The organism is Massilia agri (assembly GCF_024753255.1).
Lineage (GTDB): Bacteria > Pseudomonadota > Gammaproteobacteria > Burkholderiales > Burkholderiaceae_D > Telluria > Telluria agri.
The window spans coordinates 463,897-489,941 of the sequence record NZ_JANUHA010000001.1 but is presented as its reverse complement, the minus strand read 5'-3'; the positions used below and the strand labels follow the sequence as shown (position 1 = coordinate 489,941).

The 26,045-nt window shown below is 64.5% G+C and carries 18 protein-coding genes; 4 read left to right on the top strand and 14 right to left on the bottom strand.

The genetic code is table 11. The annotated features are described in order from the left end of the window. Positions 1–296: 296 nt before the first annotated feature. The 8 genes from NX780_RS02210 to NX780_RS02175 form a co-directional block, all read right to left on the bottom strand. Entirely contained in the window at positions 297–1,523 is a 1,227-nt protein-coding gene (locus tag NX780_RS02210; RefSeq protein ID WP_258826234.1) for a tetratricopeptide repeat protein, read from the bottom strand. A 68-nt stretch (positions 1,524–1,591) separates the two neighbouring features. Continuing rightward, positions 1,592–2,026 carry an ExbD/TolR family protein gene (locus tag NX780_RS02205; RefSeq protein ID WP_258826233.1) on the bottom strand — a complete coding sequence of 145 codons (435 nt, stop codon included), beginning with the start codon at positions 2,024–2,026 and terminating at the stop codon, positions 1,592–1,594. A gap of 81 nt (positions 2,027–2,107) precedes the next feature. Beyond that, entirely contained in the window at positions 2,108–2,536 is a 429-nt protein-coding gene (locus NX780_RS02200) for an ExbD/TolR family protein (RefSeq protein ID WP_258826232.1), read from the bottom strand. A 2-nt stretch (positions 2,537–2,538) separates the two neighbouring features. Beyond that, on the bottom strand, positions 2,539–3,471 hold the full coding sequence (locus NX780_RS02195; RefSeq protein WP_258826231.1) for a MotA/TolQ/ExbB proton channel family protein: 933 nt from the start codon (positions 3,469–3,471) through the stop codon (positions 2,539–2,541). An 86-nt stretch (positions 3,472–3,557) separates the two neighbouring features. Beyond that, complete coding sequence (locus NX780_RS02190) at positions 3,558–4,217, bottom strand: energy transducer TonB (RefSeq protein ID WP_258826230.1); 660 nt, start codon at positions 4,215–4,217, stop codon at positions 3,558–3,560. 830 nt (positions 4,218–5,047) lie between these two features. Beyond that, positions 5,048–6,571, bottom strand: a complete 1,524-nt coding sequence (locus NX780_RS02185) for a SpoVR family protein (protein ID WP_258826229.1) — start codon at positions 6,569–6,571, stop codon at positions 5,048–5,050. Between the two features lie 27 nt (positions 6,572–6,598). Continuing rightward, positions 6,599–7,870 carry a YeaH/YhbH family protein gene (locus tag NX780_RS02180; RefSeq protein WP_258826228.1) on the bottom strand — a complete coding sequence of 424 codons (1,272 nt, stop codon included), beginning with the start codon at positions 7,868–7,870 and terminating at the stop codon, positions 6,599–6,601. A 252-nt stretch (positions 7,871–8,122) separates the two neighbouring features. Beyond that, positions 8,123–10,045 (bottom strand): PrkA family serine protein kinase, encoded by a 1,923-nt coding sequence (locus NX780_RS02175; protein WP_258826227.1) that lies wholly within the window; start codon positions 10,043–10,045, stop codon positions 8,123–8,125. A 634-nt stretch (positions 10,046–10,679) separates the two neighbouring features. Between NX780_RS02175 and NX780_RS02170 the strand changes: the two genes are divergently transcribed. Both NX780_RS02170 and NX780_RS02165 read left to right on the top strand, forming a co-directional pair. After that, complete coding sequence (locus NX780_RS02170) at positions 10,680–11,693, top strand: adenosine deaminase (RefSeq protein WP_258826226.1); 1,014 nt, start codon at positions 10,680–10,682, stop codon at positions 11,691–11,693. 9 nt (positions 11,694–11,702) lie between these two features. Continuing rightward, a complete protein-coding gene (locus NX780_RS02165; protein ID WP_258826225.1) occupies positions 11,703–14,246 on the top strand; it encodes an ABC transporter permease in 2,544 nt (847 codons plus the stop codon). Positions 14,247–14,259: 13 nt separating this feature from the next. On the opposite strand, the gene NX780_RS02160 is transcribed toward NX780_RS02165, so the two are convergent. Further along, positions 14,260–15,678, bottom strand: coding sequence for an FAD-binding oxidoreductase (locus tag NX780_RS02160; RefSeq protein ID WP_258826224.1), 1,419 nt, complete (start codon positions 15,676–15,678; stop codon positions 14,260–14,262). A gap of 165 nt (positions 15,679–15,843) precedes the next feature. On the opposite strand from NX780_RS02160, the gene NX780_RS02155 reads away from it, so the two are divergent. Beyond that, complete coding sequence (locus NX780_RS02155) at positions 15,844–16,248, top strand: group II truncated hemoglobin (RefSeq protein WP_258826223.1); 405 nt, start codon at positions 15,844–15,846, stop codon at positions 16,246–16,248. Between the two features lie 3 nt (positions 16,249–16,251). Next, positions 16,252–17,571: a DNA recombination protein RmuC gene (locus NX780_RS02150; protein ID WP_258826222.1), complete on the top strand. Its 1,320-nt coding sequence runs from the start codon at positions 16,252–16,254 to the stop codon at positions 17,569–17,571. A 28-nt stretch (positions 17,572–17,599) separates the two neighbouring features. Here NX780_RS02150 and NX780_RS02145 read toward each other — a convergent pair whose 3' ends face one another. The 5 genes from NX780_RS02145 to NX780_RS02125 form a co-directional block, all read right to left on the bottom strand. Further along, a complete protein-coding gene (locus NX780_RS02145; RefSeq protein WP_258826221.1) occupies positions 17,600–18,148 on the bottom strand; it encodes a demethoxyubiquinone hydroxylase family protein in 549 nt (182 codons plus the stop codon). Between the two features lie 25 nt (positions 18,149–18,173). Then, complete coding sequence (gene moeA / locus NX780_RS02140) at positions 18,174–20,045, bottom strand: molybdopterin molybdotransferase MoeA (RefSeq protein ID WP_258826220.1); 1,872 nt, start codon at positions 20,043–20,045, stop codon at positions 18,174–18,176. A gap of 4 nt (positions 20,046–20,049) precedes the next feature. Then, positions 20,050–21,159, bottom strand: a complete 1,110-nt coding sequence (gene moaA / locus NX780_RS02135) for a GTP 3',8-cyclase MoaA (protein ID WP_307732578.1) — start codon at positions 21,157–21,159, stop codon at positions 20,050–20,052. Continuing rightward, positions 21,152–22,462: a chromate efflux transporter gene (gene chrA, locus NX780_RS02130; protein WP_258826219.1), complete on the bottom strand. Its 1,311-nt coding sequence runs from the start codon at positions 22,460–22,462 to the stop codon at positions 21,152–21,154. The genes moaA and chrA overlap by 8 nt, the downstream gene beginning before the upstream one ends. Positions 22,463–22,558: 96 nt before the next feature. Continuing rightward, positions 22,559–25,561 carry an Rne/Rng family ribonuclease gene (locus tag NX780_RS02125; RefSeq protein ID WP_258826218.1) on the bottom strand — a complete coding sequence of 1,001 codons (3,003 nt, stop codon included), beginning with the start codon at positions 25,559–25,561 and terminating at the stop codon, positions 22,559–22,561. Positions 25,562–26,045: the final 484 nt, after the last annotated feature.

The following is a 26,045-nucleotide window of genomic DNA, read 5'->3' as shown; positions in this document are numbered from 1 at the left end:
AGGATTATACGGTAACTCGCATGTTGCACAGCAACGTGGGCCCAGGCGAGGGGAGGGCTGAGCCCAGGCGCGGCCCGGGGATGCGGTTGCGCGCAACACTGGGCTCCAACACCGGGGTCAGGTCTGACATTCGGACACGAGCTGAACTGTCGGCCGCGGACTGTAGGCCATCAATGCTGTGTTCGTGTCTAAATGTCAGACCTGACCCCCCGGGGGGATGACCCCCGGGGGAGAGGCGTGGTCGGCAAAAAAAACGCCGCCTCGAAAGGCGGCGTTCGCATGCTCGAACGAGGGAATCAGGCAATCGGACGATTGATCGCCATGATCCAGTAGCGCGCCAGGTCGGCCGAACCGTCCTTGCCGCCCACGGTCTTGAGGGTGTTGATCGCCTGCTGCTTGCGGCCGGCCGCGGCATAGGCTTCGCCCAGGCGCAGCTTGGCTTCGTCGGCGCGGCGAAGGCCGCCTGCCTTGATCGCGGCTTCCATCATCTTCAGGCCCTTGTCGGCCTGGCCCGATTGCACCAGTGCGTAGCCGAGGCCCACCAGGGCGTCGTTGTCCTTGGCGGCCGTGTATTCGGCTTCGAGGGCAGCGACGTTCTTGTTCTGGTCGGCCAGGTTCTTCTCTGCCAGATCCTTCAGGCGCTTGTGGCGTTCGGCATCGGCGCCGGTACCCAGCGCGCCGGCCTTGTAGCCCTTGTCGATCACCTTCAATGCTTCTGCCGGCGCCTTGTCCTGCAGCACGAGCTGGGCCATTTCCATGTACTCGCTCGGCTTCTTCATCAGGTTGTTCGCCAGCTTCAGGCGGTAGACGTCGACCGACAGGCGGCCCGAGAAGCCCGGCTTGCCCTGCACGCGGTTCAGCAGGTCGTTCCAGTACTGGGCCTTCGGATAGCCGGCGGCCAGTTTCTCGATGGTCTGGACGTAGCCGGCCTTGTCGTTCTTCTTGAGCTGGATGTTTGCCAGCATGCCGAGCTCGTCTTCGCTCAGGCGGCCGCTCTTCTCCGCATTGCGCAGCTCCTGCTCCAGCGCGGCGACATTACCTTGCTTGTAGTAGTTCTGCAGCAGGTAGGCGCGCAGCTTAGGGTCGTTGCCTTTTTGCAGCAGCTTCTGGATGGTGGCGTTCGCCTTGTTCAGGTCGCCGGCGCGCATGTAGATGCCGACCAGGCCTTCCGAGAACTGCGAACGTTCGCCGGCGCTCAGCTTGCCCGAGTCGAGCAGCTTTTCGAACGAGCTGGCGGCGGTGTTCCAGTCGCCGGCCGAGGACGCCGCCGAGGCGCGCACGCGCTCGATCAGGAAGCGTTCGTCGTCGGTTTTCGCAGCCTTATCCGCGTCGCGCAGGGCAGCCAGGGCGCCCTTGGCATTGCCCTGCTTGATCAGGTTCTGGGCCTGCTGCAGAGGTTTGCCGACTTCCGGACGCAGGGTGACCGCGGCGTGCACAGGGGCCAGGCCGGCGACCGGCAGGGCGGCGGTGAAACCGAGAGCGGCCATCGCGAGGCCAAGGTGTGCGAGACGGAATTTAATCATCTGAAAACATCCTTCTTCAAAATGGACACGGCAGGGAAACCCTGCCGTGTTGGTCAAACATGGATCGATTACTGGAACTGCTCGTTACCGACCATGCCGATCTTGGTGACGCCGAGACGCTGGGCGGTTGCCATGACACCGGCGACCACTTTGTACTCGACCAGCTTGTTCGGACGCAGGTGCACTTCCGGCTGGTTCGGCATTGCAGCAACGCCGTTCATCTTGGCTTCCAGTTCAGCGCGATTCGAGACAACCTGGCCATCCCAGAGGATGGTACCGTCGAAGTCCACGTCGATCGTCACGACCACCGGTTTCTCATTCGTCAGCGGTGGCGGGTTGCCGACCGGCATGTTCAGATTGACCGAGTGGTTTTGTTTCGGAATCGTGATAATCATCATGATGATGAGAACGAGCAGGACGTCGATCAGCGGCGTCATGTTCATTTCCATCATCGGTTCCGGATCAGCTCCTTTAGCGGAGCCCGAACCTACGTTCATGCCCATGGTGTTTCCTTTTCAAATGTTGGGGTCTCGGACGCGATATCAAGGTCTTCCTTGGAAAACCCCGATATCGCGGACAGGGTCTTAGCCCTTGTCAGGCGGTTCGATAACGAAACCGACCTTCTGAATCCCAGCACGCTGAGCCGTGTAAATCACCCGGCCGATCGATTCGTAGCGCGACTCCTGGTCGCCACGAACTTTCACAGCAGGCTGCGGCTGCTTCACCGACTGCTCCGCGAGGAACTTGAACAGCTCGTCCGTGTTCGCGATGCGCGTCTGGTTGTAGTACATCTCGCCATCTCTGTTGATGGTGATGTTGACGTCTTCCGGCTTGGTCTTGGTGACCTGGTTCGTTTCCGCAGGCAGGTTCACTTTCTGCAGGTTCAGAACCACCGGGCTGGTGATCAGGAAGATGATCAGAAGAACCAACATGATGTCGACTAGCGGCGTCGTGTTGATCTCTGACATCACGGCATCTTCATCTCCGGAATCGGAGCCGACACTCATCGACATGATTAACCAGCCTTCTTGGCACCAGCGGCAGCGTTCGAGGTCGACATGGCACCCGAGATCAGGACCGAGTGAACGTCAGCCGAGAACGAACGGATGTCTTCCATGACCGACTTGTTACGACGAACCAGCCAGTTGTAACCCAGAACCGCCGGGACTGCGACGAACAGACCGAATGCGGTCATGATCAGCGCTTCACCCACCGGGCCTGCCACTTTGTCAATCGATGCGTTACCCGACATACCGATGGCGGTCAGCGCGTTGTAGATGCCCCAGACGGTACCGAACAGACCGATGAACGGCGAGGTCGAACCGACGGTTGCCAGGAACGACAGACCATCCTGCAGACGCGACTGGACGCGGTCCACGGCGCGCTGGATCTGCATGGTCACCCAGGTCGACAGGTCGATCTGCTCGAGCAGGGCGCCGTCGTGGTGCTGGGTTGCCTTGGTGCCGGTTTCAGCGATGAAGCGGAACGGCGAACCTTCTTTCAGCTGGGCCGAGCCGGCGGCGATCGACGGAGCTTTCCAGAACTTGGCCGAAGCGTCCTTCGACTGGCGCATGATCTTCTGCTGGTCGATCAGCTTGGTGATGATGATGTACCACGAACCGATCGACATCAGCGACAGGATGATGATGGTGCCCTTGTTGACGAAGTCGCCTTCTTCCCACATGGCTTCGATGCCGTACGGGTTGTGCACTTCTTCGGTGGCTTCGGCAGCCGGAGCGGCGGCGTCGCCAGCCGGAGCGGCTGCGGCGTCGGCAGCCGGTGCAGCAGCAGCGTCAGCTGCCGGAGCTGCAGCCGCGTCAGCCGCCGGAGCGGTGGCGCCTGCGGCAGGAGCGTCAGCGAAGGCCGGTGCGGAAACCAGGGCCGATGCCGCCGTTACCGAGAACAGGACAGCCGCCAGCATAGCGGACAAACGGGTATTCTTAAACATGCTTCCTCCAAAAATATAAAAATAGACAGTTCGCTGAACTATTGACAACGAAAATCATAGAGTTGAGACGATGTTCTGTCTCGGTTTTATTCCAGCGTCCAGACGTACTGCACCGCTGTCCACGCCTGTTGCGGCTGACCATCGACCGTGGCCGGCTTGAATCGGCATTTGCTCAGGGCCGATTGCGCGGCCCGGTCCAGATCGCGGAAGCCAGACGACTTCTGCAGTTTGGATTCCATCACTCGACCATCGACACCGATCAGGAACTGCAGGGTCGTGGTACCGGTTTCTTCGTTACGCTGCGACGAACGCGGATATTCCGGACGTGCGCAAGTGTTAAAGTCTGCCACTGCCTCGGTGCGGCTCGGGCCGCGCGGTGCTGCCGGCGGAGCTGGCGGCGCCGGCGGGGCCGGAGGAGCCAGGTTGGTCGTCGGCGGCGGCGTATTGGTCGCGACCGAGATCGTGTTCTGCGGCGGCGGCGGCTGCTGCACCTGCACTTCGACCGGCGGGATGAACGGAGGCGGCGGGGCCTTCATTTCCGGCGGTGGCGGCGGTGGCGGCGTTTCCGGCGGTGGCGGCGGCTTCACCTCTTCGATCAGTTTCGTTTCCACAGCCTCGGTTACCTTGGTGACGATGCGGGTGCCCAGGCCATTGATGAATGCCCAAGCGACCACCACGTGCAGCAGGATAACAATGGCGAGACCGGTGTAATTCTTTCCCGGTTGCTTCCCATGCGTAAAATTCATGCCATCTTTCTCCAATACCAACTCTTTTTTGTTGCCACTAAACCCACTAAACACGACAAAAACCTAGGGCCGCATCCGGGACATCAAAGAATTATACCTACGAATTCTTTTTTGAGGAGACATTTTTACACCGTCGAAAGAGGCCTTAACTGCCTGTAATTGCAGGGAAAGAGGCTCATCTATACAACTGTGGCGCCGGGTTTTGCCTAGTCTAGAAAGCAATGGAAAATTGTAATTTTGTGTAGTGATTCCCCTCCATGTGTGGATCGTCAGGCATGGATGCCGGTTTTGCCAAATTTTTCATGCCAAAATCTACCAGCAGCAAATTTCATATGACGACATGCTGATCTTTTTGCAAACTATAGCCAGTTTCCGTAAGGTCGTGCGTACTGTTGAGCAGCCCAAAAACCTGCTTCGCCCCGTGCGAGCCGCATAGCCGAAGGTAATGGGAAAACCGCGTCTTGATATGCTTCAGTTGTGCTTCTTGCAATCGATTCGCGGATATCTGCTTCTCATGCATAGCAAAACTACATGGAAATCAGCGTTTTGAACAGTGTGTTTGCGCACCGACTCGCAAAAAAATTTCTGTGCACTGGTGATTTCCCGGGAAAAGGGTGGCAAAACGCACGGTCGGACGTGGAAGCGAAGGCTGGGTTAGGCGGGTAGGCCGCCATGACAGGCGCGGCACGCGAGTCTTCCCCGGGGGCTGGAGTCCGAAAGCCGATCCTCGACAGGGAAGACAAGCGGCATGGCGCGCGCTCGGGAGCCAGCGGACGCGGGGATAAGGAAAGGGCCGCCGAAAGGGCGGCCCTGAACGGTGGGTGATGGGCTCAGCGGCCGCGTTTCTCGCGGCGGCATTCCAGGAAGCTGACCACGTGCCCGCTCGGATCGACCGTCTCGAGGCGCACGTCGAAGCCCCACAGGCGCGCCACGTGCTTCAGCACCTCCTGGGCCTGCTGGTTCAGCGGACGCCGGTTGAACTGCGTATGGCGCAGCGTGAGGGCGCGGTCGTCGCGGGTATTGACCTGCCAGACCTGGATGTTCGGCTCGCGGCTGCCGATGTTGTACTGCTCGGCCAGCTTGTGCCGTACGTAGCGGTAGCCCTGTTCGTCGTGGATCGCCGAGATGGTCAGCTTGTCGCTGCGGTCGTCGTCGAGCACGGCGAAGAAGTGGAAGTCGCGGATCAGCTTGGGCGAGAGATACTGGGCGATGAAGCTCTCGTCCTTGAAGTTGCGCATCGCGAAGTCCAGGGTCTTGAGCCAGTCGCTGCCGGCCATGTCCGGGAACCAGGCGCGGTCTTCGTCGGTCGGATCTTCGCAAATGCGCCGAATGTCGGTCATCATCGCAAAACCGAGCGCATACGGATTGATGCCGCTGTAATAAGGGCTGGTCGCCGGCGGCTGGTAGACGACGTTGGTGTGGCTCTGCAGGAATTCCAGCATGAAGCCGTCGCCGACGATGCCTTCCTTGTACAGGTCTTGCAGGATCGTGTAGTGCCAGAAAGTGGCCCAGCCCTCGTTCATCACCTGGGTCTGGCGCTGCGGATAGAAGTACTGCGAGATCTTGCGCGTGATGCGGACCAGCTCGCGCTGCCAGGGCTCGAGCAGGGGCGCATACTTCTCGATGAAGTAGAGCAGGTTCTCCTCTGGCTCGGGCGGGAAGCGGTTCGGCGCCGCAGTCGCTACCTGCTCCTCGCGCAGCGGCAGGGTGCGCCAGATTTCATTGATCTGCGATTGGGCATATTCCTCGCGCTCTTTCTGGCGCGCCGTTTCTTGGGCCACCGAAAGCTTGGCCGGCCGCTTGTAGCGGTCCACCCCATAGTTCTGCAGCGCATGACAGGAATCGAGCAGCTCCTCGACCGCATCGATGCCGTAGCGCTGTTCGCACTCTGCAATATAGTTCTTCGCAAACACCATATAGTCGACGATGGCGTCGGCATCGGTCCAGGTGCGAAAAAGATAATTGCCCTTGAAGAAGGAATTGTGCCCGTAGGCAGCATGCGCGATGACCAGCGCCTGCATGGTCAAGCTGTTTTCCTCCATCAGGTAGGCGATGCAGGGATTCGAGTTGATGACGATCTCGTAGGCCAGGCCCATCTGGCCGCGCTTATAGCTCTTTTCCGTCGACAGGAAATGCTTGCCGAAAGACCAATGGTTGTAGGATACCGGCATGCCTACCGAGGTATAGGCATCCATCATCTGCTCGGCGGTGATGATCTCGAGCTGGTTCGGGTAGGTGTCCAGGCCGTAGCGCTTGGCCACCCGCTTGATTTCCTCGTGCGCCTGCTCAATCAGGTCGAAGGTCCATTCGGACTGTTCGGGCAGGGCGCGCGGGTTGTTGGGGTCTCTTGGCATGGTGGCCTCCCTTGGTTTTTCCCGGTCCTATTTCGGCTGTTTCTTGAACAGCTCGCGGAACACGGGATAGATGTCGGCCGGCGTCACGATCTTCTGCATGGCGAAATTCTTGTGGTGCTCGGCCACCTCGCAATATTGTTCCCACAGGTTCTGCGGCGGGCCGTCGGTGATCTCGACATAGGTGTAGTACTGGACCCGGGGCATGATGGCGTTGGTGAGGATCTGCTTGCACAGCACCGAGTCGTTGTCCCAGTTGTCGCCGTCCGAGGCCTGGGCCACGTAGGCGTTCCAGTCGGAGCTGCCATAGCGTTCGGCAATGACTTTCTGCAGCAGGTTCAGGGCCGAGGACACCACGGTGCCGCCCGATTCGCGCGAGTGGAAGAACTCGTTCTCGTCGACCTCGGCCGCGGCCGTATGGTGGCGGATGAAGACCACTTCGATCTTCTCGTAGACGCGTTTCAGGAACAGGTAGAGCAGGATGAAGAAGCGCTTGGCCGTGTCCTTGCGGGTCTCGTCCATCGAGCCCGATACGTCCATGATGCAGAACATCACGGCCTGGGTGCTGGGCTTCGGCACCTTGATGCGGTTCGAGTAGCGCAGGTCGAAAGGATCGATGAAGGGGATCGCGTTCAGGCGGATGTGCAGGTGGTGGATCTTGTCCTTCAGCTCGATCACCTGCTCGTCGTCCGAGGGGGCGCCTTCGTCGAACAGGGCCTGCAGGGCTGCTTCCGCTTCCTTGAGCTGGCGCTTGGCCGGGCCGCCGACGGCGATGCGGCGGCCGAGCGCGCCGCGCAGCGAGCGCAGCACGTGGATGTTCGAGGGCGTGCCGGACACGTTGTAGCCGGCGCGCTGGTTCTTGAATTCGACGGTCTGGGACAGCTGCGTCTTGACCATGTTCGGCAGCTCGAGGTCTTCGAAGAAATAGTTCATGAATTCTTCGCGCGAGAGCTCGAAGATGAAATCGTCTTCGCTGGTCTGGTCGCTGTTGCCGGCGCGCCCGCGCCCGGCGCCGCCGCCGCCGCTGCGCGGACGGTTGAACTGGTCGCCTTTCTGGTATTCGGTGTTGCCGGGATTGACGGTTTCCCAGACGCCGCCGTGGGCGTGGCCGAAATGGGGTTCGTTCACGTCCTTGACGGGGATCGTGACTTTTTCGCCGTTCTCGATGTCGGTGATCGAGCGGCCCTTGATTGCGCGGCCCACCGCGTCCTTGATCTGCGCTTTATAGCGGCGCAGGAAGCGTTCGCGGTTGACCGCAGACTTGTTCTTGCCCTGCAAGCGACGGTCGATGAGATAAGTCAAAACTGGCCTCCGGTGGTGGCGGCTCGAAGAACCTACTGCGCGTTGCATTTGCGGTCTGCGATGCTCACCGTACGTTTGTACGGTTGCGCTTCTCGACCGCAACTGCTGCCGCTCGCTACGGTTCTTCGAGCCGCCGATGCGTTGCGGGCGGGCGAAATCTTGATAGGTCTGTCTTGTAGGTCTATCTTAATACGCTCCGCAATCGCGTGTGCGGCGCACGCCTTTTTTTCGCGGCGCGCGCCGGTGCCCTTGTCAGGAGGACTTCCTCACGCGCAGATACCATTCGCACAGCAGCCGCACCTGCTTCGGCGTATAGCCCTTCTCGACCATGCGGGCGACGAAGTCGGCATGCTTGTTGGCATCCTCGGCGCTCGCCTTCGCATTGAAGGAGATGACCGGCAGGAGTTCTTCGGTGTTCGAGAACATCTTCTTCTCGATCACGCTACGGAATTTCTCGTAGCTGGTCCAGGCCGGGTTCTTGCCGGCATTGGTGGCCCGCGCACGCAGGCTGAAGTTGACGATTTCGTTTCGGAAATCCTTCGGATTCGAGATGCCGGCCGGCTTCTCGATCTTCTCGAGTTCGGCGTTCAGCGATTCGCGGTCGAAGCTCTCGCCGGTGTCCGGGTCGCGGAATTCCTGGTCCTGGATCCAGAAGTCCGCGAAGGTCACGTAACGGTCGAAGATGTTCTGGCCATACTCGGAATAGCTTTCCAGGTAGGCGGTCTGGATTTCCTTGCCGATGAAGTCGACGTAGCGCTGCGCCAGGTGTTCCTTGATATAGGACATGTAGCGCTGCTCGGTCTCCGGCGGGAACTGCTCGCGTTCGATCTGCTGTTCGAGCACGTAGAGCAGGTGGACCGGATTGGCCGCCACTTCGGTATTGTCGAAGTTGAAGACCTTGGACAGGATCTTGAAGGCGAAGCGGGTGGACAGGCCGTTCATGCCTTCGTCCACGCCGGCATAGTCGACGTATTCGTGCATCGACTTGGCCTTGGGGTCGGTGTCCTTCAGGTTCTCGCCGTCGTAGACCAGCATCTTCGAATAGATGCTGGAGTTCTCCGGGTCCTTCAGGCGCGACAGGATCGCGAACTGCGCCATCATGCGCAGGGTGCCCGGCGCGCAGGGCGCCTTGTCGAGCGAGGAGTTGTGCAGCAGCTTGTCGTAGATCTTGATCTCGTCCGACACGCGCAGGCAGTAGGGCACCTTGACGATGTAGATACGGTCGAGGAATGCCTCGTTGTTGCGGTTGTTGCGGAAGGTCTTCCACTCGGATTCGTTCGAGTGCGCCAGCACGATGCCCTCGAAGGGAATCGCGCCGAAGCCTTCGGTGCCCTTGTAGTTGCCTTCCTGCGTGGCCGTCAGCAGCGGGTGCAGCACCTTGATCGGCGCCTTGAACATCTCGACGAATTCCATCAGGCCCTGGTTCGCCAGGCACAGGCCGCCGGAGTAGCTGTAGGCGTCCGGATCGTCCTGGGCGTAGTCCTCGAGCTTGCGGATGTCGACCTTGCCGACCAGCGAGGAAATGTCCTGGTTGTTCTCGTCGCCCGGCTCGGTCTTGGCGATCGCGACCTGTTTCAGGATCGAGGGATAGCGCTTGACCACGCGGAACTTGTTGATGTCGCCACCGAACTCGTGCAGGCGCTTCACGGCCCAGGGGCTCGGGATGGTGCGCAGGTAGCGGCGCGGGATGCCGTAGTCTTCCTCGAGGATAGTGCCGTCCTCTTCCTCGTTGAACAGGCCAAGGGGAGATTCGTTCACGGGCGAACCCTTGATCGCATAAAAGGGCACCTGTTCCATCAGGCTCTTGAGCTTTTCGGCGATCGAGGACTTGCCGCCGCCCACAGGGCCCAGCAGGTAGAGGATCTGCTTGCGTTCTTCCAGGCCCTGGGCCGCATGGCGGAAGTAGGAGACGACCTGTTCGATCACTTCTTCCATGCCGTAGAACTCGCGGAAGGCCGGATAGATCTTGATCACCTTGTTGGCGAAGATCCGGGACAGGCGCGGGTCGAGGCGGGTGTCGACCAGGGTGGGGTCGCCGATGGCCGCCAGCATGCGCTCCGGCGCGCTGGCATAGGTCAGGGGATCTTTCTTGCAGAGCTGGAGGAACTCCGACATGGAGTATTCCTCTTCCCGGGTACGCTCATAGCGGGCTGCGTAGTTGTCAAAGATGCTCATTTCGAATGTCCTTTAGTGGGCGGAATCCCCAGCGGGCGAACCGCAGCGCATTCCGTGTGCGAACAATCACTGTCTCGGCAGTCCGTGAGATGGGCCTGCCTCAAGCCCCCCGGTCTTTGTCTGGCGTACTCCTTATCGGTCGCCCGCGTGCGGCGCCGGGATGGCCGGCGGCGGAAACGCGGTGCGATTTTTTTCTTCTAGTCCCGGATGTGCTGGTGGGCCCGGTCCGGTCTCCCGCAGCTTGGAGAGCGTCTTTTTTGCGTTTGTGAAATTTATTATGTGCCTATTGGTTCCCGAAGTCAAAGCAGTGTCGTGCGCACCTTTACTGTATATGCAAGTGCTTGAATCAGATAAGAAAAACGTCTTTTCAAAGCCCGCCCGCGAGGCCCGTAAACATGTCCCGGAAAGGGTGCCTGGAAGGGTCCCGCACGGACGGTTTTCGTGCCGCCCGAGGCTGCCTAAATATCAACTTTGTGATCCGATAGTGCACGATATGCTCAAGCAGTGGCGCACGCGTACGGTCAATACGGCGCCCCCTTTTCAGGCGCTTTTCCCTGTGAGCCGAGGCTTGGGCACCCATGCGTTACACTTGTCGGCCACGACAACCAAATCGTTTCACGGCCGGAGAAACATCATGCTGAACGAGCAGCTGCGCAGCGTCCTGCAAAACATGCCGAAGGCAGAATTACATATCCACATTGAAGGTTCGCTCGAGCCCGAGCTTATTTTTGCGCTGGCACAAAGAAACAGCGTATCGCTGCCCTATGCCTCGGTCGAGGCGTTGCGCGATGCCTACGCTTTCACGGACCTGCAATCCTTCCTCGACATCTATTACGCCGGCGCCAGTGTGCTGCTCACCGAGCAGGATTTCTACGACATGACCGCGGCTTACCTGCAGCGCGCCGCTGCCGACAATGTGCGCCACGCCGAGATCTTCTTCGACCCGCAGACGCATACCGCGCGCGGCGTGCCCTTCGAGACCGTCATCAACGGCATCTGGCGCGCCTGCCAGGAAGGTCCGATCAGCGCGAGCCTGATCATGTGCTTCCTGCGCCACCTGTCCGAGGAAGAGGCGCTGGCCACGCTCGAAGAATCGCTCCCATTCCGTGACAAATTCATTGGCGTCGGGCTGGATTCCTCCGAAGTCGGCCACCCGCCCGAAAAATTCGCGCGCGTGTTCGAGCGCGCCCGCCAGCTCGGCCTGCGCCTGGTGGCGCATGCCGGGGAGGAGGGGCCGCCCGCCTACATCGAGAGCGCCCTCGACGTGCTCGAGGTCGAACGCATCGACCATGGCGTGCGCAGCCTCGAAAGCCCGGCCCTGGTGGAGCGCCTGGTGCGCGAACAGATGGCGCTGACCGTATGCCCGCTGTCGAACATCAAGCTGCGCGTCTTCGATGTGATGGGCAAGCACAACCTGCGCGAGCTGCTCGACAAGGGCCTGGTCGCCACCGTGAATTCGGACGACCCGGCCTATTTCGGCGGCTACATGAACGACAACTTCATCGCCGCCTTCGAGGCGCTGCCGCTGGACGTGAACCACGCGCGCCAGCTGGCGCGCAACAGCTTCGCCGCTTCCTTCCTCGACCCGGAGCGCAAGCGCGCGTTCATCGCCGAAGTCGACGATTTCTTTGCCCACGCCAACGCCTAAGGACGTCCCATGTTCCTCCAGTCCCTCCGCATGACCGCACGCGACTGGCGCGCCGGCGAGCTGCGCTTCCTGCTGGTGGCGCTGGTCGTCGCCGTGTCGGCCCTGTCCTCGGTCGGCTTCTTCATCGACCGCATGCGCACGGGCCTCGAGCGCGATGCGCACCAGCTGCTGGGCGCCGACCTGCTGGTCAATGCCGACGACCCGGTGCCCGAGCGCTGGCGCGAGGAGGCGCGGCGCCGCGGCCTGCTGGTGGCCGACTTCACGGCCTTCCAGAGCATGGCCCAGGCCGGGGAAGGCGAGGACACGCAGGCCAAGCTGGCCGCCGTCAAGGCGGTCTCGAAGGGCTACCCGCTGCGCGGCCAGCTCAGTATCAGTACCGACCCCGATGCCGCCAGCCGGGCGCTCGGCGCGAAGACCACGGGCATCCCGGAACCCGGGACGGTCTGGGTCGACGCCAACCTGCTGCCGGCCCTGCGAACAAGGGTGGGCGGCAGTATCCAGCTCGGCGAAAAGACCTTCCGCATCGCCCAGCTGATCGCGGCCGAACCGGACAAGGGCGCCTCGTTCGCCAACTTCGCGCCGCGCGTGATGCTCTCGCTGCAGGACCTGCCGGCCACGAAACTGGTCGATCCCTTCTCGCGCGTGGCCTACCGCCTGCAGGTGGCCTCGCCCTCGAAGAACGATCTGGCCCCCGTCCAGGCGTATGAAGCCTGGCTGCGCAGCGACATCAAGACCAACAATGTGCGCGGCGTGCGCATCGAAACCCTGGAGAACGGCCGCCCCGAGATGCGCGCCACGCTCGACCGCGCGGACAGCTTCCTGTCCCTGGTCGGCCTGCTCTCGGCCATGCTGGCCGCCGTGGCGGTGGCGATGGCGGCGCGCCGCTTCATGCAGCGCCACCTGGACGCCTGCGCCATGCTGCGCTGCCTCGGCATGACCCAGAACCAGGTCGGCGCCATGTACCTGATCGAATTCACCCTCGTCGGCCTGGCGGGCAGCCTGCTGGGCGTGCTGGTGGGCTTCGGCGCCCACTTCATCCTGATCGCACTGATCGGCGATCTGCTGCCGCCGGACCTGCCGCCGGTGTCGATCCTGCCGGCCCTGCAGGGTGTGGCGACCGGCATGCTGCTGCTGGTCGGCTTCGCGCTGCCGCCGGTGCTCCAGCTGCGCAACGTGCCGCACAACCGCGTGATCCGGCGCGAAGCGGCCGCGCCCCAGCCGCTGGCCCTGGCCACCTATGGCCTCGGGATCGGCGTCTTCCTCGCGCTGCTGCTGTGGCAGGCGGGGGACACCAGGATTGCCCTGATGACGGCCGGCGGTTTCCTCGGCGGCCTGGGCGTGTTCGCGCTGGTCGCCTGGCTCGGCCTGCGCGGCTTGCGCCACCTGCGCGGCCTCTTCAAGCACCAGGCCTGGCGCTTCGCCATCACCTCGCTGCAGCGCCGCCCCGGCGCCACCGTGGTGCAGGTGGTCTCGCTGTCGCTCGGCCTGATGGCGCTGCTGATTCTCACCGTCGTGCGCGGCGACCTGATGTCGGCCTGGCGCACCGCCACGCCGCCGGATGCGCCGAACCGCTTCATCATCAATATCCAGCCGGAGCAGGCGGCCGGGGTCGAGCAGCAGCTGCGCGGCGCCGGCGTGAAGAACGTCGTGCTCTACCCGATGATCCGCGGCCGCTTCACGGCCCTGAACGGCAAGCCGGTCACCCGCGACACCTACCAGGACGGCGACGCGCGCCGCATGGCCGAGCGCGAATTCAACCTGTCCACCATGAAGGACATGCCCGAGACGAACGAGATCGTCGCCGGCAGCTGGTACAAGGATGCGCCCGGCGTGGCCGAGGCCTCGGTCGAGCAGAGCCTGGCCACGCGCCTCAAGCTCAAGCTGGGCGACGTGATGCGCTTCGACATGGGCGGCATCCCGGTGGAAGCGAAGATCACGAGCCTGCGCAAGCTGGAATGGGGCTCGATGCGCGCCAACTTCTTCGTCATCATCAACCCGCAAGCCATGGTCAATGCGCCGAAGAGCTATATGACGGCCTTCCACCTGCCGGGCGGCGCGGCCAGCGGCGCGAATGAGCTGACCAACAGCCTGAGCCGCAACTACCCGAACCTGAGCGTGATCGACGTCTCCGGCATCATCCGCCAGCTGCAGGACGTGCTGGACCAGGTGGTGGTGGCGGTCGAGTTCCTGTTCACCTTCACCCTGGCCTCCGGCGTGCTGGTGCTGTACGCGGCCCTGATGGGGTCGCAGGCCGAGCGCACCCGCGAAGCCGGGCTGCTGCGGGCCCTCGGCGCGACGAAAGGCCAGCTGGCCCAGGCGCAGCGCATCGAGTTCGTGCTGGTCGGCGGCCTGTCCGGCGTGCTGGCGGCGACCGGAGCGGCGGCGATGGGCTGGGCGCTGGCCGAATACGCGTTCAAGTTCGCCTGGCGCTTCGAGCCGCAGGTGTGGCTGGCGGGCGTGGCGGTGGGCGCCGTGTGCGCCCTGATCGGCGGCTGGCTGGGCCTGCGCAGCGTGCTGCGCCAGCCGCCGCTGCAGACGCTGCGCGAGGCATAAGCGTTCATCGGCTTCAGGCCGCCAGGTCTGCCGGCGCGCCTTCCAGCAGTGCGCGGTAATGGCGGTACCAGTCGCTCTGGAAGCGCTGCTGCGGGTCGTAGCGGCGCTTCGCCTCGAAGAGCAGCGCAAGTCGCGGATGGCAGGCGCGCACCTGGTCTGCGCTGGCGGCGCGCGAGTAGGTGAGGTAGAAGCTGCCCTCGCGTGCGATGGCCAGGTCGATGAGGCGGCGAAAGCTGCGTTCCGTCGCGGCGATGCCTTCCGCCGTGTGCGGGGTATGCAGGTTGAAAATCACGCAGGCATAGTCCTGGCGCGCCCAGGGCAGGAAGCTCTCCGTGTCGCGTTCGATCAGGCGGATGGTTCCGTAGATGAGGTCCACGCCGTGCTGCCGGAAGTCGCTTGCCGCCGCGCGCATGAAGTCCACCAGCCGGGTACGCGGCACGTACAGCTCGCCGATCACCTCCGAGCCGCAATGCTGCAGCGCGCGGTCGATCTCGTGGTGGTAGCCGTCCAGGTAGACACTCTGCTGCAGGCGGTCGTTCCAGTAGGTTTGCCCGTCCGTCGCCAGGTAGTGGCGCGCATAGCATGCGAAGGCACGGCTCTTGTCGGTGTGCGCCAGATGCAGGAGAGCGCGCCAGTCCTGCCCGGACAGCTCCCTGCCTGCCTCGGGGGTGAGGTCGTCGACGGGCACATAGCAGGAGAACACGCCGCGATCCAGGAAGTCGGGCGATGCGGGATCGATGGCGAACTGGAAGTCGCCGAATACATGGCCGGCCGCGATGCGCTCTGCAAACGCGGGCATGAGTTCGTCCAGCTGGAGCAGGGTCACGTCGCGCCGCATCGCCTGGCGCGGCGCCAGGCGCAGGGTCAGGCTGGCGACGACGCCGAACAGGCCGTAGCCGCCGATCGCCAGGGCGAACAGTTCGCGGTTCCTGGCGCGGCTGCACTGCAGCACCTCACCATTCGCATCGACCAGCGTAAAGGCTTCGACGTCGTCGATGAAAGGGCGCATGCGCAGGCCGCGTCCATGGATGTTGGCGGCGAGGCAACCGCCGAGCGAGAGCCGGTCCGCGCCCGTCTGCTTCTGGCGAATGGCCCAGCGCCGGCCTTGCGGCGCCGGCGCCGTTTCCAGGTAGTCGATCAGTTCGGGCCACTGGATGCCGGCCTCGACCTCGATCAGGCCGGCGGCGGCGTCGAAGGCCAGCACGCGGCGCATCTGCCGCATGTCGAGCAGCACGTCGCCGCTGGCGAATTGCTGGCCGCCCATGGCATGCCGTCCGCCGCAGACGGAGAGCGCCAGCCCCTGCCGCGCAGCCTCCCTGATGCAGGCGCAGATGTCGAGCAGGGAGCGCGGCTGGTAGATGGCCGCAACGTGTGTCGGGTTGAGTGCCGAATGGATATCGTTGACGAGCGAGGAAACGCAGGATGGGCGCATGACATCACTCCAGAACAGGTTGTGGCGCCATTATTGGCAGGCGAATCCCCGCATGCCAGCGCTTCCCGCCGGGTAGCGCGACGCGGCACCCGGCGTATCGCAATTCGCCACGAATTCCACATCCTGGCCAACCCGGCAGGTCCCGGCTGCGCTATCATTGCCGGCATGTCTGAACCGAACACCCCCGAAGCACAAACGCTGTACGAAATCATGGGCGGCGAGGCGCGCCTGCGCGAACTGGTCGACCGCTTCTACGACCTGATGCAGCTCGAGCCCGAATTCGCCGAGATCCATGCGATGCACCCGGTCCCCAACGACAGCTCGCGCGAGAAGCTGTTCATGTTCCTGTCCGGCTGGATGGGCGGGCCCGACCTGTTCGTGGAGCGCTACGGCCACCCGCGCCTGCGCGCGCGCCACCTGCCTTTCGCCATCGGCACCAGGGAGCGCGACCAGTGGCTGCGCGCGATGGCCTGGGCCATGGAAGACCTGGGCTACGACGACGCGCTGCGCGTGCGGATGATGCAGTCCTTCTTCCACACCGCCGACTGGATGCGGAATAAAGCCGACTGAGTCATGAGCATCATCGAGATCGTTCTGCTGCTGGCCCTGGTCGTCGTGATCGTCCTGCAGCTCCTGTTGCTGGCGCGCGCCCGTTCCAATGGCGATGCCCGCCACATCGAGCGCCTGGAGCGCGAGCTGCGTCTGGAGATGCAATCCACCGCACAGGCCACGCGCCAGGAAGTGGCGGGCCACATGGGCCAGTACCACGCCGCGAGCGTGCAGCAGTTCGACAGCATGCGCCAGCAGATGCAGCTGCAGTCGGGGAGCAGCCGCGAAGAGCAGGCGCGTTCGCTGAAGCGCTTCGCCGACACCCTGCAGCTGACCCTGTCGAACCTGACCGAATCGAACGCCCAGCGCATGCTGGAGGTGCGCGGCACGCTGGAAAGCAAGATCCGCGATCTTCAAGCGGATAACGCGAAACGCCTGGAAGAAATGCGCCAGACGGTGGACGAGAAGCTGCACGCGACACTGGAAACGCGCCTGACGGAATCCTTCCGCCAGGTCAGCGAGCGCCTGGAAAAGGTGCACCAGGGACTGGGCGAGATGCAGGCCCTGGCCATCGGCGTGGGCGACCTGAAGCGCGTGCTCACCAACGTCAAGACCCGCGGCACCTGGGGCGAAGTGCAGCTCGAGATGCTGCTCGAGCAGGTGCTGACGGTCGACCAGTACGCCAAGAACGTCGAGACCGTGGCGGGTTCCAATGCGCGCGTGGAATTCGCGATCAAGCTGCCGGGCGTGGTCGATGGCGGCCCGCCGCTGTGGCTGCCGATCGACGCCAAGTTCCCGAAGGAGCAGTACGAACGCCTGCTGGAAGCGGCCGAGACGGCCGACGCCGACGGCGTCGCGCGCGCAGGCGCGGAACTCGAGCGTGCGGTGCGCGGCGAAGCCAAGACCATCTGCGAGAAATACGTGTCGCCGCCGCAGACCACCGACTTCGCCATCCTCTTCCTGCCGACCGAAGGCCTCTACGCGGAAGTCATGCGCCGCCCGGGCCTGGCCGACGACCTGCAGCGCTCGCTGCGCGTGACCATCGCCGGCCCCTCGACCCTCTCCGCGCTGCTCAACAGCCTGCAGATGGGCTTCCGCACGCTGGCGCTGGAAAAGCGCTCGTCCGAGGTGTGGCAGGTGCTGGGCGCGGTGAAGACCGAGTTCACCAAGTTCGGCGACGTGCTGGCCACCACCAAGGCGACGCTGGAAAAGGCGGCCAAGAACATCGAGAGTGCCGAGGTGCGCAGCCGGGTGATGGCGAAGAAACTGAAATCAGTGGAAGCGCTGCCGAGCGAGGCGGCGCAGCTGATGCTCGGCCCCGACCGTCTCGACACTGACGACTGACGAATATGGCGCCTGCCATCGCGGGCGCTTATACCCGCATGCCGATCCAGATAACGGCTTCGGTCGCGCCCGATACGGCGCGCTCGAGCGCTCGATACAGCAGTCCCGGTGCGTGGAGACGTATCGCCGATCGATCGTGATGGTGTTGTTCGTCGTCCAGGATCTGCAGGATGGCAGTAGTTGCCGCGGGATCGCTGGCGCCGAGCTCGGCCAGCTGCCCATGCAGATGACGCAGGACGACCCGCTCCACTGCAACGGTGGTGATGGCGATTGCCTGTTCGCCCATGAGACCGCTCAGGATACCCAGACCATAGCCTCCCACGGCACACATCCAGAAGCTACGGCATTTACGTAGCCCACGCCGTTCGAGTTCATGTCCAAAGATCGCGCGATGCTTCTCTTCGTGCGCTTTGAACTCCGCCAACTCGGCGGTTAGCCTGCTTGCTCTCAACCGTGCCGCCAGGATCTGACCGGCGTAAATGTGTACCGCGCCGTGCTCGCCAGCGTGGTTGACTTTCAGGATCCGGCCAGCGTCGACGCCAGCCGAAAGGGGCAGTGATTGGCGGGCGACCGTCATGAATTTCTCCAGTCGCCGCGGCGCATTACATCAAACCTTCGAACACGAGCACGTCGACCATGTCTCCCGCTGCGACATTGCCCTGCTCGTCATGCAGCACCACCATGCAATTCGCCTCCGACATCGAGCGCAGGATGCCCGAGCCCTGCGAGCCCGTGATGCGCACCTCCGGTTCGCCGTCCGCGCCGCGCGACAGGATGCCGCGCTGGTACTCCGTGCGGCCGGGCTTCTTGCGGATCGCGCCGCTCGAGCGCGCACGCAGCAGGGGCAGGGGCGCGTCGGCGCCCATCATGCGCAGCAGGGCCTCGCGGGCGAAGAAGTAGAAGGACACCATCACCGCCACCGGATTGCCCGGCAGGCCGAACAGAAAAGCGCTGCGGCCGTTGGAATGAATGCGGCCGAAGGCAAGCGGGCGTCCGGGCCGCATGCCGATCTTCCAGAAGGTGACGTCACCCAGCCTGGCCATGATCTGCTTGGTGTAGTCGGCCGCGCCGACCGACACGCCGCCCGAGGTGATGATGGCGTCGGCGTTCTCGCAGGCGCTCCGCAAGGCTTCTTCCAGCGCGTCCGGGTCGTCGCGCACCACGCCCATGTCGACGATGTCGCAGCCCAGGCGCTGCAGCATGCCGTAGATCGTGTAGCGGTTGCTGTCGTAGACGCAGCCTTCATCGAGTGCTTCGCCTACCGAACGCAGCTCGTCGCCGGTCGAGAAGAAGGCCACCCGCAGGCGGCGCTGGACCGCCACTTCGGGAACGCCGAGCGAGGCGAGCATGCCGAGGTCGGGCGGACGCACCACGCGGCCTTTGCTCAATGCTGGACTACCGGCTTTCAAGTCTTCGCCGGCGAAGCGGCGGTTGTCGCCAGGGCGGATCACGCCGGCCGGCAGGGTGATGGTGTCGCCATCCTGGCTGACGAATTCCTGCGGCACCACGCTGTCGCAGCCGTCCGGCATGACGCCGCCCGTCATGATGCGCACGCATTCGCCGGCCGCCGGGACCATGCCGGAGGCATTGCCGGCGAAGGTGGTGCCGATCACGCGCAGCGTGACAGGGGCGTCGGCACGCAGGTCGCTGCCGCGCAGCGCGAAGCCGTCCATGGCCGAGTTGTCGTGGGCCGGGACGTTGATCGGGGAGATGACGTCCGCCGCGAGCACGCGGCCGAGCGCAGAACGCAGCGCGACCTTCTCGACAGCGCGAACCGGTTGCACGAACTCGCGGATGATGCGCTGGGCGTCGCGTACCGGCAGGGCATCCGGATCATAGGAAGACAGGCAGCTGACCACGCTCGCCAGCGAGGGCGGCAGCGTATTGTCCAGGCCCTTCAGCTCGTCCAGCGTATTGATGTTGCGGAAGGCGTCCGCATCCTCGAACAGCACCTCGACCGCCTTCAGATCCTTGTACCAGCCGTCCACGCGCCGCCCGCCTTCGAGCAGGTATTGCGAGAGCTGCGGCAGCCGGCTCGCCTTCACCAGGCAAAACACCGGATGCGGCTGTGGGCGCATGCCCGGCTCTTGCGTCACGGCAAAGGCCAGGTCGGCATCCTCGGCTTCGACGGCGGCGGCCAGGCGCTCGGCCAGGTCGCCCGGCAGGAAGGGTGAGTCGCAGGGTGCGGCCAGCAGCCAGGGCGTGGCGCAGTGGCGCAAGCCTGCTTCCAGTCCGGCCAGCGGGCCTGCGAAATCCGGCGTCTCGTCCCGCCACACCGGCACGTTAAAGACGCGCCAGCTATCCAGGTTGCGGTTGGCGTTGATGATGACATTGCCGACCTGCGGCGCCAGGCGCTCCAGCACGTGCTGGGCCATCGTGGTGCCGCGAAAGGGCTGCAGGCCCTTGTCGACATTGCCCATGCGCGAGCCACGGCCGCCCGCCAGGATGAGTCCCGTGATGAGTTGCTTGTCCATGGTTTCAGCCGCCGATGTACGACATTTCGACTTTCCGTGCGCCGCCTGCCAGGCCGGACGTATCCGCCGTGCGGGTTTCCGAATACCGGTCGGTGCGGCCGCGCCAGAGCTGGGCCACGGCGCCCGAGAGTTCCTCGTCCGTGCGGCCGGCGCGCAGCAGGGCGCGCAGGTCGTGGCCGCGGGTGGCGAAAAGGCAGGTGTAGAGCTTGCCCTCGGTGGACAGGCGCAGGCGCGAGCAGTCGTGGCAGAAGGCCTGGGTGACGCTGGAGATGAAGCCGACTTCGCCGCCGCCGTCGAGATAGCGCCAGCGTGCGGCGGTCTCGCCGCTGTAGTTGGCGTCGACCGGGGCGAGCGGCAGTTCTGCGGAGATGCGGCGCACCAGTTCGGCCGAGGGAATGACTTCTTCCATGTTCCAGCCGTTCGAGGCGCCCACGTCCATGTATTCGATGAAGCGCAGGATGAAGGGCGAGCCCTTGAAGTGGCGCGCCATCGGCAGGACCTGGTCCTCGTTGGTGCCGCGCTTGACCACCATGTTCACCTTGATCGGGCCCAGCCCGGCCGTATGCGCCGCGTCCAGGCCGTGCAGCACGTCGGCGACAGCGAAGTCGACATCGTTCATGCGCCGGAACACGGCGTCGTCCAGCGCGTCGAGCGAGACGGTGACGCGGTCCAGGCCCGCATCCTTCAGAACATGCGCCTTGCGCGCCAGCAGCGAGCCGTTGGTGGTGAGCGTGATGTCGAGCGGGCGACCGCTCGGCGTATCCAGGGTGCGCAGCATGCCGACCAGGCGCTCCAGGTTCTTGCGCAGCAGCGGTTCGCCCCCGGTCAGGCGCAGCTTCTCGACGCCGTGGGCGATGAAGATGCGCGCCACCCGGGTGATCTCCTCGAAGGAGAGCAGCTCGCCGTGGGGCAGGTAGGCGTAGTCCTTGTCGAAGACTTCCTTCGGCATGCAATAGACGCAGCGGAAGTTGCAGCGGTCCGTGACCGAGATGCGCAGGTCGTGCAGCGGCCGGCCGAGGGCGTCGGCCAGCCGTCCGCTGGGTGCTTCGCTGATGGCCGGCACCGCCATTGCAGGGGAGCGCAGGTCATTGATTGGAATGATTTTCTCAGGCATGCCAATACGATAGCACGAGCCCAGCGAGCGCACAGGCGGCGATCAGCCGGATGGGCCCGACCTTGTAACGCAGCAGGGCCATGCTGGCCACCGCGCCGATGGCGATCGCCCCCGGCTGGAGCTGTCCGCCGGCGAAGAACACGTGCTGGCCGAAGAACACCGCCAGGCTGGCGACCACGCCGACCACGGCCGCCGAGATCGCGGTCAGGGGCGCCGTCAGGCGCACGTTTCCGCGTCCGGACTCGACCAGCGGCCCGCCGGCCAGGATGAACACAAACGAGGGCAGGAAGGTGAACAGCGCCGCCACGAGCGCGCCGGCGAGCCCGGCCAGGGGCAGGGCGGCCGGGCCGAACAGGGCATGGGTCCAGCCGCCCACGAAGCCGACGAAGGCCACGATCATGATGAGCGGGCCCGGCGTGGTCTCGCCCAGCGCCAGCCCGTCGATCATCTGGGTCGCGCTCAGCCAGCCATATTTCTCGACCGCGCCCTGCACCACATAGGGCAGCACTGCGTAGGCCCCGCCGAAGGTCATCAAGGCAGCCTTGGTGAAGAACCAGCCCATGCGCGCCAGGGTGCCGTCGACGCCGTAGACGGCGGCCAGCAGGAGCCAGGCGCCCAAGGCCAGCCCGATGCCGATGGCGCAGGCCTTGACGAGGCCGCGCAGCGAGAAACGGGCGTGGCCAGGGGTGGGTGTGTCGTCGTCGATCAGGGCCGGGCCGTCATGCTTGCGATTGCTTGGGTTCCCGCCGCCCGGCTGGAAGCGCTGCGGCGCCAGCCGGCCGCCCACGATACCGAGCAGGGCCGCGCCGAGCACGATCAGCGGAAACGGCACGTCCAGCAGGATGGCCAGGAAGGCGGCAGCGGCGATCGCGGCCAGCAGGCCGTTCTTCAAGGTGCGGGTGCCGATGCGCCAGGCCGCCGCGATCACGATCGCGACGACCGCCGGCTTGATCCCGGCCATGATGCCGGCCACCACGGGCAGGTGGCCCCAGGCAAGGTAGATCCAGGACAGGCCGATCAGGAGCAGCAGCGAAGGCAGGATGAACAGCAGGCCCGCCAGGATTCCGCCCCAGGCGCGGTGCAGCAGCCAGCCGATATAGATCGCCAGCTGGGTGGCTTCCGGGCCGGGCAGCAGCATGCAGTAGTTGAGGGCGTGCAGGAAGCGCTGCTCCGAAATCCAGCGGCGGCGCTCGACCAGTTCGCCGTGCATCAGGGCGATCTGGCCGGCGGGGCCGCCGAAACTGATGAAGCCGAGCTTGAACCAGTAGAGGAGGGCTTCGCGAAAAGAGATGGTTGTGGGCATCCGCGTATCCTAACCCGGCAATATGTCGGCTTTGTTCAATCAATAAAAAGGGGGGAGCCGCAGCTCCCCCCTCTCGCCGTTCAATACGGAACAGGCTTACTGGCGCGTATCCACCTGCACCAGCGGCTCGTCCACCGGGACCTCCACCTTCTTGCGGGCGCGGCCCATGCGCGGTGCGGTGGCAGCCTGGGCGGCGGCTTCCTGTGCGGCGCGCAGTTTTTCCGGATCGGTCGCAGCCAGCTGCAGGCCGGCCTTGGCCAGCACGTCGTTCATGTCCACCGGCGCTGCCGCAGGGGCGGGAGCGGGGGCAAGCGGTGCGGGCGCTTCCACGGCAGGCGCTGGAGCAACAGGTGCTTGCGCGCTTGGCGCCGGAGCAGGTGCGGCTTCGACGACCGGCGCCGGCGCCGGCGCCGGAGCAGCCTTGGCAGCCATCAGTGCTGCGGTCGGGAAGGGCCACGGGCCCGGTTCGGCCACGGCAGCCGGAGCAGGCGCCGGAGCGGCCGCAGGTGCCGGTGCCGGTGCCGGTGCAGCGACCGGAGCCTCGGCGGCAGCCTTGGCATCCGCCTCGGCCTTCGCCTTGGCAGCCACGGAAGCGGCGGTCGGGAAGGGCCATGGGCCAGGCTCGGCTTGTGCAGCCTGGCGCTTGGCTTTCGGCGCCTTGGCTTCGGCAGCGACCTTGGCGGCTTCCTCGTCGGCGACCGGGGTGAAGGCCGGCGCGCCGTCGACGCCGTCGACGGACTCGATGCCCTCGGCCTGGTCACGGTCGCGGCGGTTGCGGTTGCGGCCACCACGGCGGCGGCGGCGGCGCGGCTCGTCGCCGCCCTCGGTTTCCAGTTCCTCGCCGACCGGGCCGGTCGCGGCGACCTTCACTGCGTGCTCCAGCACGTCGCCGTGCGGGGTGCTGGTGGACAGCTCGCTTTCCGGAACGGTGGCTTTGACTTCGTCCAGCTTGGCTTCGATCGCCTGCTGGGTGCGTTCAGTGCGCTCGCCACGCTCACGCGGCTGGCGCGGTGCGCGTTCCTTGCGTTCGCCGCCTTCGCCACGTTCTGCGCGCGGCGCTGCTGCTGCGCCCTCGGCCTGTTCGCGTGCTTCGCGCGGCTGGCGCGGTTCACGCGGCGGACGCGGTTCGCGCGGCGGACGGGCCGGCTTGCCTTCCACGCCCTCGACGGCCTTGACGGTCTCGTCCGACTTGGCAGTCAGGTCGCGTTCGTCGCGGTCACGGCCGCCCTTGGCGCCACGGCCATTGCGGCTACGCTGGCCGCCACGGCCGTTGCGCTCGCCGCGTTCGCCGCCTGGTGCCGCCGGTTTTTCGGTGACGACCGGGGCCGGGGCGCTAGGTGCAGGCGCCACGACCGGGGTGCCCATGAAGAAGTTGCGGATGCGGGCGAAGAAGCCGACTTCGGCCGGCGGTGCGCTTGGTGCCGGGGCGGCAGCCACCGGCGCGGCGGCTTTGGCCGGCTTGGCGGCTTCGCTGCGGTCCACCATCGGGGCCGGCTGGGCCGGGGTGATGGTCTTGACCACGGCTTCCTGGCGCGGCTTGGCTTCTTCCTTCTGGCGCTTGGAGAAGCTCATGTCGGTCTCGGCCGATTCCGCCATGGTGTAGCTGGCGGCCACGTCTTCCAGGCGCGGGTCGTCGTGCTTGATGCGCTCGAGCTTGTAATGCGGGGTGTCCAGATGCTTGTTCGGGATCAGGATCACGGTGATGCGGTGGCGGTTCTCGATCTTGAGCACTTCGCCGCGCTTTTCGTTCAGCAGGAAGGCGGCGACGTCGACCGGCACCTGCACGTGGATCGCGGCCGAGTTCTCCTTCATCGCCTCTTCCTGGATGATGCGCAGGACTTGCAGGGCCGAGGATTCGGTATCGCGGATGTGGCCGGTGCCCGAGCAGCGCGGGCATGTCACGTGGGAGCCTTCCGACAGCGACGGACGCAGGCGCTGGCGCGACAGTTCCATCAGGCCGAAGCGCGAGATCTTGCCCATCTGGACCCGTGCACGGTCATGGTGCAGGGCGTCCTTCAGGCGGGTTTCCACCTCGCGCTGGTTCTTGGCCACTTCCATGTCGATGAAGTCGATCACGATCAGGCCGCCCAGGTCGCGCAGGCGCAGCTGGCGGGCGACTTCGTCGGCCGCTTCGCAGTTGGTGTTGAAGGCGGTGGTCTCGATGTCGGAGCCGCGGGTGGCGCGCGCCGAGTTGACGTCGATGGAGACCAGGGCTTCGGTGTGGTCGATGACGATCGCGCCGCCCGACGGCAGCGGCACGGTGCGCGCGTAGGCGGTCTCGATCTGGTGTTCGATCTGGAAGCGCGAGAACAGGGGCACGTCGTCGCTGTAGCGCTTCACGCGGTGCGCCATGTCCGGCATCACGTGCGACATGAACTGCTGCGCCTGTTCGAAGATCTCGTCGGTGTCGATCAGGACTTCGCCGATGTCCGGCTGGAAGTAGTCGCGGATCGCGCGGATCACGAGCGACGATTCCTGGTAGATCAGGAAGGGGCCCGGCGCCGACTTGCCGGCGCCTTCGATCGCACGCCACAGCTGCATCAGGTAGTTCAGGTCCCACTGCAGCTCTTCGACGGTGCGGCCGATGCCGGCGGTGCGGGCGATGACCGACATGCCCTGCGGCAGGTCGAGCTTGTCCATGGTTTCGCGCAGTTCCTGGCGCTCTTCGCCTTCGACGCGGCGCGACACGCCGCCGCCGCGCGGGTTGTTCGGCATCAGGACCAGGTAGCGGCCGGCCAGCGAGATGAAGGAGGTCAGCGCCGCGCCCTTGTTGCCGCGCTCTTCCTTCTCGACCTGGACCATGATTTCCTGGCCTTCCTTGAGGGCTTCCTTGATCGTGCAGTTACGCACGTCGACGCCATCGCGGAAATAGGAACGGGCAACTTCTTTGAAGGGGAGGAAACCGTGGCGGTCTTCGCCGTAGGAGACGAAGCAGGCTTCGAGGGAGGGTTCGATGCGGGTGATGACACCCTTGTAGATATTGGACTTGCGTTGCTCGCGACCGGCGGTCTCGATATCGATGTCGATCAGCTTCTGGCCGTCGACAATCGCTACGCGCAGCTCCTCTTGCTGCGTAGCGTTAAACAACATTCGTTTCATTTTTATAAACTCCGCGGCCCGAAAGCCGTGTCATGCCGCGTTTGTAAGACGCGGCGAAGTACAGGGAATGTACGCGGAGACGGGATGTTGGAGGGGGGAATGCCCATAGCGTGGGCACGACGACGCAAAGCATCGCTGCCGCACAGGGCGCAGATGGGAGTCGAACGTCATTGTCTACGCACGCCGCGACCAGCGACCGGGACCTGCCTGCCACCACGTTGGGGTAAGCACGACAGGACTCGGCGGGGCGGTGTGCAACAACGTACCAGACCGACGCCAGCGAACAACCAAGGCTTCGGAGGCGATCGATCGTGTCGATCAGCCTTGCTCTCAAGCCCTCAGGTGAGCAGCACGAAGTCCATAAAATTCCCATAGGGAATTTTTACAACCTCGTCGGTCGGGCGAAAACGACAAGCGTTATCGACACCATCAACCTGCGAGCCGCTTGAAGTGGCTTGCAGGTACTTGTCCTTGTAAATCCAAA